This window comes from Janibacter limosus NBRC 16128 (assembly GCF_001570985.1).
GTDB lineage: Bacteria > Actinomycetota > Actinomycetes > Actinomycetales > Dermatophilaceae > Janibacter > Janibacter limosus.
In genome coordinates this window covers 49,683-57,629 of the sequence record NZ_BCSS01000021.1, presented here as the reverse complement: position 1 = coordinate 57,629, position 7,947 = coordinate 49,683, and the positions used below count along the sequence as shown (strand labels likewise).

General features: G+C 71.9%; 7 protein-coding genes. All 7 read right to left on the bottom strand.

Annotation, left to right across the window (positions count from 1 at the left end; genetic code table 11):
- Window positions 1–53 precede the first annotated feature (53 nt).
- Entirely contained in the window at window positions 54–1,064 is a 1,011-nt protein-coding gene (locus JLI01S_RS09575; RefSeq protein WP_068263795.1) for an NADP-dependent oxidoreductase, read from the bottom strand.
- Between the two features lie 6 nt (window positions 1,065–1,070).
- Window positions 1,071–1,493: an organic hydroperoxide resistance protein gene (locus tag JLI01S_RS09570; RefSeq protein WP_068263792.1), complete on the bottom strand. Its 423-nt coding sequence runs from the start codon at window positions 1,491–1,493 to the stop codon at window positions 1,071–1,073.
- Window positions 1,490–1,951 (bottom strand): MarR family winged helix-turn-helix transcriptional regulator, encoded by a 462-nt coding sequence (locus JLI01S_RS09565; protein WP_068263814.1) that lies wholly within the window; start codon window positions 1,949–1,951, stop codon window positions 1,490–1,492. Before JLI01S_RS09565 ends, JLI01S_RS09570 begins: the two co-directional genes overlap by 4 nt.
- A gap of 66 nt (window positions 1,952–2,017) precedes the next feature.
- Window positions 2,018–5,656 carry a transglutaminase family protein gene (locus JLI01S_RS09560; RefSeq protein WP_084349339.1) on the bottom strand — a complete coding sequence of 1,213 codons (3,639 nt, stop codon included), beginning with the start codon at window positions 5,654–5,656 and terminating at the stop codon, window positions 2,018–2,020.
- Between the two features lie 51 nt (window positions 5,657–5,707).
- Complete coding sequence (locus JLI01S_RS09555; protein ID WP_068263789.1) at window positions 5,708–6,448, bottom strand: hypothetical protein; 741 nt, start codon at window positions 6,446–6,448, stop codon at window positions 5,708–5,710.
- Window positions 6,445–7,209, bottom strand: a complete 765-nt coding sequence (locus tag JLI01S_RS09550; RefSeq protein WP_157074898.1) for a hypothetical protein — start codon at window positions 7,207–7,209, stop codon at window positions 6,445–6,447. Before JLI01S_RS09550 ends, JLI01S_RS09555 begins: the two co-directional genes overlap by 4 nt.
- Window positions 7,206–7,913 carry a hypothetical protein gene (locus JLI01S_RS09545; RefSeq protein WP_068263782.1) on the bottom strand — a complete coding sequence of 236 codons (708 nt, stop codon included), beginning with the start codon at window positions 7,911–7,913 and terminating at the stop codon, window positions 7,206–7,208. The genes JLI01S_RS09550 and JLI01S_RS09545 overlap by 4 nt, the downstream gene beginning before the upstream one ends.
- Between the last annotated feature and the right edge of the window lie 34 nt (window positions 7,914–7,947).

Genomic DNA, 7,947 nt, shown 5'->3' with positions numbered 1-7,947 from the left:
ACAGGGGGAGGACTCCCCCTGTCGCCCGCCCCGTCACGTGAGCGCGATGACCGTCAGAGACGGACGAGCATCTTGCCGGTGTTGGCCCCGTCGAGGAGATCCATGAAGGCCTGCGGGGCCCCGTCCAGTCCGTCGCGGAAGGTCTCGTCGCCCTGCAGGACGCCCTCGGCCAGCCAGCCGGCGGCGCGCTCGCGGTACTCACCGACGAGCTTCGGGTACTGCCCGACGATGAAGCCGCGCAGGGTCAGCCCCTTGCCGATCGCCTGGAAGAGGTTGCGCGGCCCCGGCGCCGGGTCGGTCGCGTTGTACTGCGAGATCGCGCCGCACATGGCGACCCGGCCATGGAGGCGAAGGGAGGAGATCGCCGCCTCGAGGTGGTCGCCTCCGACATTGTCGAAGTAGACGTCAATGCCGTCAGGGGCGACCTCGCGCAGGCCCTCGCGGACGGGCGTCGTCTTGTAGTTGAAGCCGGCGTCGTAGCCGAGCTCGCGCAGGCGGGCGACCTTGTCGTCGGAGCCAGCCGACCCGACGACACGCTCCGCGCCCAGAGCCCGGGCGATCTGTCCTGCGAGCTGGCCGACGGCGCCCGCCGCCCCGGAGACGAAGACGGTGTCGCCCTCGCGCATCTCGGCGACCGCGGTCAGGCCGACGTAGGCGGTCAGGCCGGGCATCCCGAGGACCCCGAGGTAGGCCGAGGCGGGGGCGACGTCGGTGTCGACGACGCTGACTGCCTTGACCGGCAGCACCCCGTGCTCGCGCCAGCCGGAGCCGTGCAGGACGTGCTGCCCGACGGCGATGTCCGCTGACCGTGAGGCGATGACCTCACCGACGGCGCCACCCTCGAGCGGCTTGTCGACCTGGAAGGGCGGGACATAGGACTTCGCGTCGTTCATCCGACCGCGCATGTAGGGGTCGACGGACATGACGACATTGCGCACGAGGACCTGGCCGTCGGCCAGCTCGGGCAGGTCGACGCTCTCGAGGCGGAAGTTGTCGCTCGTCGGCGCGCCGTTTGGCCGGGAGGCCAGGGCGATGTGGCGGGTGGTCGTGGGGATGGTGCTCATTGGTCCTCAGTCCTGCGTGACCGTGACGGTCACGTCGATGTTGCCGCGGGTGGCGTTGGAGTAGGGGCACACCTCGTGTGCGCGGTCGGCGAGCTGCTGGGCGGTCTCCGTGTCGAGGTGCGGCAGGGTGACCTCGAGCTCGACGGCCAGCTGGAATCCGCCGGCGTCGGTCGGGCCGATGTGCACCCGGGAGCCGACGGAGGAGTCGCTGATGTCGGCCTTGGCCTGCCGGGCGACCAGCTGCAGCGCGGAGTGGAAGCACGCGGCATAGCCGACGGCGAAGAGCTGCTCGGGGTTGGTCCCCTCGCCGGACCCGCCCATCTCCTGGGGGATCGCGAGGTCGAGGTCGAGCCGCCCGTCGGCGCTGCGGCCGTGGCCGTCGCGTCCGGCGCCGGTGGCCAGCGCCTCTGCCGTGTAGATGGTCTTCATCGTGGTGCTCCTTGGGTGTCGTGGTGGGTGAGCTCGGCCGCGGACGCGCAGAAGCGCTGGGCCAGGTCGCGCAGGGTGGCCAGCTCCTCGGCGTCCAGGTCGACGGCCTCGTGCAGACGGGCCTGGATCGAGGCGACCTGCGTCTCGAGGTCATGGCCGGCGTCGGTGAGGTGGATCGTCACGCAGCGGGCGTCCTGCCCCTCGCGTCGACGCTCGACGAGTCCTCTCGTCGCCATCCTCTTCAGCAGCGGGGAGAGGGTGCCGCTGTCCAGGCCCAGGGCCTCGCCCAGGTCGGAGACGGTGCGCCCGTCCTGCTCCCACAGGGCGAGCAGAGTGACGTACTGGGTGTACGTCAGGCCGATCTCGTCGAGGGAGTCGCGGTAGGCCGAGGTGGCCGCCCGCGCCGCCGAGTAGAGGGCGAAGCAGACCTGGTGGTCGAGCTGGTGGATCTCCTGCATGACGAGAAGCATTGCACGCAATTCAGTTGTGCGCAACCTATGCGCGCCCGGAGGGAGGCGCCGCTCTCAGGACGTGCTGCTGTCCTCGATGCTCGTCTGCACGATTCCCTCAGCACTCGTCTCGACGACGGGCGCCCCGTCGGCGGGCGGCATGCCCGCGTCGAGGGTCTCGGTCGGCGGGGTGGCGAACTCGTCCTCCGTGCCCGGCATCCGGTCGGTCCCGGGGAAGCGCCGCAGGTCGAGCGTCACCGGGTAGTCGGTGACCGCGGGGCTGAGGCCGGAGCGGGGGTCGGGCAGGGTCGACAGGTCGATCGGTCCGGGCGTGTGGTCGCCGACGACGAATCGGGCCGCGCGCCGTGACTCGGCCGAGGCCGCGTTGACGGGGAAGCTGTCGTAGGCTACGCCCCCGGGGTGGGTGACGTGGTGGGTGAAGCCGCCGAGGGAGCGGCCCGACCACCGGTCGACGAGGTCGAAGGTCAGCGGACCGTGCACCCCGATCGTCGGGTGCAGTGCCGACGGGGGAGCCCAGGCGCGGTAGCGGACGCCACCGACGAAGGCGCCGGTGCTCCCCTTCGCGCCGACGGGACCGCCCCAGCCCTGCTCGGCCACGGGGACCATCGGGACGGGGACGCCGTTGCACGTCACGATGTGCCGGCCCTCGACGAGGCCGACGGCGCGGACCTGCACCTTTTCCACCGAGCTGTCGACATAGCGCGCGGTGCCGAACTGGCTGACCTCCTCGCCGAGGACGTGCCACGGCTCGATGGCCGAGCGCAGCTCGAGCTCGACCCCGGCGATGGTCGTGTCACCCAGTCGCGGGAAGCGGAACTCGAGGAAGGCGTCGAACCACTCCGGGTCCATCCGGCCGGCCCCGACCCGCTCGAGGTAGCGGTTGAGGTCGTCGAGGACCTCGCGCAGGTCAGCAGCGACGAAGGCGGGCAGGAGGTAGCGGTCGTGCAGCCGGGTGCCCCAGTGCACGAGCGGCCCGGTGTACGGCTCGTCCCAGAAGCGCGCGACGAGCGCCCGCACGAGCAGCGCCTGCAGCAGGCCCATCCGCGGGTGCGGTGGCATCTCGAAGCCGCGCATCTCGAGCAGCCCCAGGCGTCCCCGCTCGGTGCCCGGCGCGAAGAGCTTGTCGATGCAGAACTCCGACCGGTGGGTGTTGCCGGTGATGTCGGTGAGCAGGTGGCGCAGCAGCCGGTCGGCGAGCCAGGGACGCGTGTTGCGCTTGGGCCGGTAGGTCTCGTCGAGCGGCTCGGTGATCGCGCTCGCGTCGTGCTCCATGGCGATGACGTGGTCGAGCTGGGAGAAGGCGATCTCGAGCTCGTAGAGGGACTCGGCCCGGCCCTCGTCGACGCGGGGCGCCTGCGAGGTGGGGCCGATGAAGCGGCCGGAAAACAGGTAGCTGAGCGCCGGGTGGTGCTGCCAGTAGGTGATGAGCGAGCGCAGCAGGTCGGGCCGGCGCAGCATCGGGCTGTCCGCGGCCGTCACCCCGCCGAGGGTGAGGTGGTTGCCACCACCGGTGCCGGTGTGGGAGCCGTCGAGGTCGAACTTCTCCGTCGACAGGTGGATCTGGCGCGCGTGCTCGTAGAGGGTCTCGGTCTGCTCGACGAGCTCGCCCCACGACGCGGTCGGCGAGACATTGACCTCGATGACGCCGGGGTCGGGCGTGACCGACATCGTGCGGACCCGGTCGTCGCCGGGCAGCGGGTATCCCTCGAGGACCACGGGGTGGCCGATCTCGGCGGCGGCCCCCTCGACCGCGGTCACGAGTTCCAAGGCGTCCTCGAAGTCCTCGACCGGCGGGAGGAAGACGAAGAGGTGGCCCTCGCGGTGCTGCACGGCCAGGGCCGTGCGCGGGGACTCGTCGATCGGCAGCACTCGGGCGGGGGCGGCGTCGACGTCGGCGAGCGTCGTCGGGTCGAGGGCCGGCAGCGCTCCGCGCGGGGCGAAGGGGGAACGCTCCGGCGTGGTCGGACCCCCCGACCAGGCGATGGAGGACAAGGGCAGGCGCAGACCGGCAGGGGAGTCGCCGGGCACGAGCGCGAGGAACCCGCGACGGGTGTGCCAGGTCGTCGTCGCCCAGCCCTCACCGTCAGGTGCGGGGAAGATCGGGAGCACCCAGGCGGCCGGGGTGTCGGGGTCGACCTCGGTGTCGATGCGGGCCAGTGCGGCGGCACGCGCGGCCTCGTCGGACGCCTCCGCGTCGTCAGGCGCGATGTCACCGGGCGTCGGCGCCTCGCCGTCAGGACGTCGCGCCTCCTGGGCGAGCTGCTGCAGCGGGTCCTCCACGGCAGCGACGAGCTGCTCGACGGGGATGCCGGTGCGGCGCGCGATGCCCAGGGCCAGACCGCGGGCGGCGTCGGCTGCCTCGGGTGACGTGGACTCCTCGCGAGCCGGCCCCCACGGATCGTCGAGCAGCTCGGGGTCGTGCCACAGCGGCTGGCCGTCGGTGCGCTCGGCGAGCCCGATCTGCCAGCGGGGCAGCGGCTCGCCGGGGTACCACTTGCCCTGCCCGTGGTGGCGCAGGGTGCCGGGCCCGGAGAGGCGCCGGGCGAGGGCCATGGCCAGCGCGCGCTTCTCCTCGCCGTCGGCGGCGGTGTGCCACTGCGGGTCCTTGGTGCCTCCGGCCGCGATGAAGGTCGGCTCGCCGCCCATGGTCAGGCGGACATCCCCCTGCGCCAACAGCTCGTCGACGGCCTCGCCGAGCTCGGTGATGTCAGCCCACTGCGTGTCGGTGACCGGCTTGGTGACGCGCGGGTCCTCGGCGAAGCGGGTCACGGTGTTGGAGAAGTCGAAGGTGACCTGCGCCGGTGCGGTCGCGCCGCTGATCGGGGCGGCGGACGCGGGGTGGGGGGTGCACGAGAGCGGGATGTGGCCCTCGCCGCACAGCAGACCGGACGTGGCGTCGAGCCCGACCCACCCGGCGCCGGGGATGTAGACCTCGGCCCAGGCGTGCAGGTCGGTGAAGTCCTCGGCCGGGCCGTTGAGGCTGTCGTCGCCGACCGCGCTGAGGTCCGCGGTCAGCTGGACGAGGTACCCGGAGACGAAGCGGGCAGCGAGCCCGAGCTGGCGCAGGGCGGAGACGAGCAGCCAGGCGCTGTCGCGGCAGGAGCCGATGCCCCGCTCGAGCGTGTGCTGCGGCGTCTGGACGCCGGCCTCGAGCCGGACGGTGTAGTCGACGCTCTGCCGGATGGCGCGGTTGAGCCCGACGATGAAGTCGACGATGGGCGTGCCCTGACCGATCGCCGCGTCACGCGGTGCCGTGAGGAGCGAAGGGAGGGTCCGCGCCAGCCAGGCGCTGACCTCGGGGGCGGGGCCGCTCCCTTCGTCGCCGTCGTCGACCGGCTGGAGGTAGGGCGCCAGGTCCGTGCGCACTTGCTCCGGGTAGGCGAAGGGGAAGGTCGAGGCCCAGTCCTCGACGAAGAAGTCGAAGGGGTTGATGACCGTCATGTCCGCCGTGAGGTCCACGGTGATCTCGAGCCTGGAGACCTTGTCCGGGAAGACGACCCGCGCCAGCCAGTTGCCGAAGGGGTCCTGCTGCCAGTTGAGGAAGTGCTCCGCCGGCTCGATCCGCAGCGCATAGCTCGGGATCGGGGTGCGCGAGTGCGGGGCCGGTCGCAGCCTGATGGTGTGCGGGTAGACGTGGGTGGGCTCCGCGAACTCGTAGGAGGTGCGGTGCTCGAGGGCTACACGGATGGTCACCCGCCCACTGTAGGTCGCAGGAGTGGTCGGAGCGCGTGGCGAGGAGGCTCGCTACTGCTCCAGGGACTGGAGCATCTGCTGGACATGGGCCTCGAGGTCGGTGAAGTCGCGGTCCTCGTCCTGGTGCGTGGCATTGGCCTCGATCAGGTTGTGGCCGGACCGGACGACGACGTAGTCGAGGTAGACGCGCTGGCTCTTGCCGTTGACGCTGTTGAAGCTGATGATCCGCGCGGCGAAGTTCTGCTCGCCGATGCTCGAGACCGCGCGCGGCTCGGCGAGCACCCGCAGGTCGAAGCTGCCGTCGGCGTCCCGGCCGGTGAGCGAGAAGGCATCGCAGGCGCCCATCGCGGCACCCGCGCGGTCGAGCTGGGCGGGGCCCACCAGTCGGGAGTAGGACTCGACGGTGAAGGCGAAGGTCGTCACCGGGTCCTTGGTCGTCCAGCTCTTGCCGGCGTTGCCGACCCGGACCTTGCGCAGGGCCTTTTCCTCCGAGCCGATGCGCAGCACGTCGAGACACTCCGGGGGATCGGTCGTGCGGTCCTCGCTGGTGTTGGTCATCGTGCGTGGCGTGGTGCCCTTGGGGCCCGCTGGCAGTGCGGCCTCGGCCTCGGCGTCGGTGAGCACCCGGCCGGTCCCGGTGCCCGGGTCGGAGGTCGGCGACTGGGAGCCGGGCGAGCGCGGTGCCGGCTGCGAGGTGCTGGCGTCGTCCGAGCCGAAGGGGGTGACGCACCCGGTGAGAGAGAGACCGAGCACTGCGATGAGCACCGCTCCGGCGCGTGTCGTGCGGGTCATGGCGTCTCCTCCAGGCCGGCGAGGGCGGAGCGGGCGGCCTTTTCGGTGACGGCCTCGTCCGGCGTGCCGTTGTAGGTGCCGTTGGCGACGGTGACGGTGTTGTGGCCCACCTTGATGACGACGAAGTCGATGGTCATCGTCTCGAAGGTCTGCTGGATCTTCAGCCGCAGCGCGAGGGTCCGGTCGCCGAGCTGGGGAAAGCTGATCGCCGAGGCCTCGTAGGAGCTGGTGTTGCCGGTGTCCTCCTGCTTGACGTCGAAGGTCGGGCAGTCGGCGATGAGCGCTCCGGCCTCGTCGAAGAGGCGCGTCGGGTACGGGTCGTCGAAGGAGTAGGCCCAGACCGCCATGTGGTGGCGCTCCGTCCCCGGGGGCGGCGGGTTGTCGTCACGCTGGATGTTGACCTGGACCCTGGCCCGCTCGGACTGCTTGACCTCGTCCCAGCCCGGACCCTTCTGGATGAGCGGGGCGCACGACGCGGGCGTCACCTGGGCGGCAGCGGTCTCGGAGACCGTCTTCATCGGGTCCTCCTCCCACCCGTCACCGATGTCGCTGGCAGCGGGGAGGGCGGCGCGCAGCCCCCCTTCGTCCATGGGCCGGCCGGCGCCGGTGAGTGTGCCGAGGTCCTCGCTCGAGTCCTGCGAAGCGGGGGAGGACGTCGAGGAGTCGGTGCGTGCCGGCTCGTCCCGGTCGAGCAGCCCGCACCCGGCGAGGGGGAGGGCGAGTGCCGCCACGAGCGCCACAGGACGGGCTGGGTGCCTCACAGCGCGTCGAGGTTGCTGATGGTCGCCGTGGTGAAGGTCTCGACGGCATCAGGGTCGTAGGCGGACTGCGGCCCCGAGGCGTAGACGACGTAGACGAGGTTGTTGCCGCGGGAGGCGCCGGCGATCTGGACCACGCCCCCCCGGAAGATGTCGCCCTCGGTGGTGCTCTCCACGCGTGCCGAGTAGGTCCGGTCGCCGATCTGGGGGAAGGCGATCCGAGAGAGCTTCCACGACGACGTGCCCGTCTCGTCGATGAGCTGGAAGCTCCCGCACGAGCTCTGCGCCGCGCCCGCATCGTCGAAGAGCTGCGCGGGGACGGCCTGGTCGTGCGAGGCGATCGAGACGGTGAGCGAGCCGCCGTCGTCCCCGGCGAAGGTGCGCTTGAGGCGGGCCTTGCGGTGCGACCTGAGGGCCTTGCCCGCCGTGCCGGCCAGCCGGATGTCGAGGCAGCTGGCGGGGTAGGCAGTGGCCTCATCGCCCGGCTCCGACGCGTTGTCGTCCTCCTCGGGGTCGATGTGGAACCCCTCGGGGGCCTGCTCGGCCTGCGGCAGCGCGCCACGGACCTGGTCCTCGGTCAGCGTCCCGGCCCCGACGGGCGGCGGTGGCGGGTCGTCGCTGCCCACGACGGGGGGCACACAGGCGCCCAGGAGCAGCACTGCGGTGAGCGTGGCCAGACCGCGGACCGCGGTGCGGGGGTACCCCATGTCATTCCCTTCGTCGGCGCGGACAACCTTACGG

What these genes read in the sequence shown, in the direction of transcription:
- JLI01S_RS09565 (WP_068263814.1), bottom strand. Translation starts at nt 1,951, where the DNA reads ATGCAGGAGATCCACCAGCTCGACCACCAGGTCTGCTTCGCCCTCTAC.
- JLI01S_RS09575 (WP_068263795.1), bottom strand. Translation starts at nt 1,064, where the DNA reads ATGAGCACCATCCCCACGACCACCCGCCACATCGCCCTGGCCTCCCGG.
- JLI01S_RS09570 (WP_068263792.1), bottom strand. Translation starts at nt 1,493, where the DNA reads ATGAAGACCATCTACACGGCAGAGGCGCTGGCCACCGGCGCCGGACGC.
- JLI01S_RS09555 (WP_068263789.1), bottom strand. Translation starts at nt 6,448, where the DNA reads ATGACCCGCACGACACGCGCCGGAGCGGTGCTCATCGCAGTGCTCGGT.
- JLI01S_RS09545 (WP_068263782.1), bottom strand. Translation starts at nt 7,913, where the DNA reads ATGGGGTACCCCCGCACCGCGGTCCGCGGTCTGGCCACGCTCACCGCA.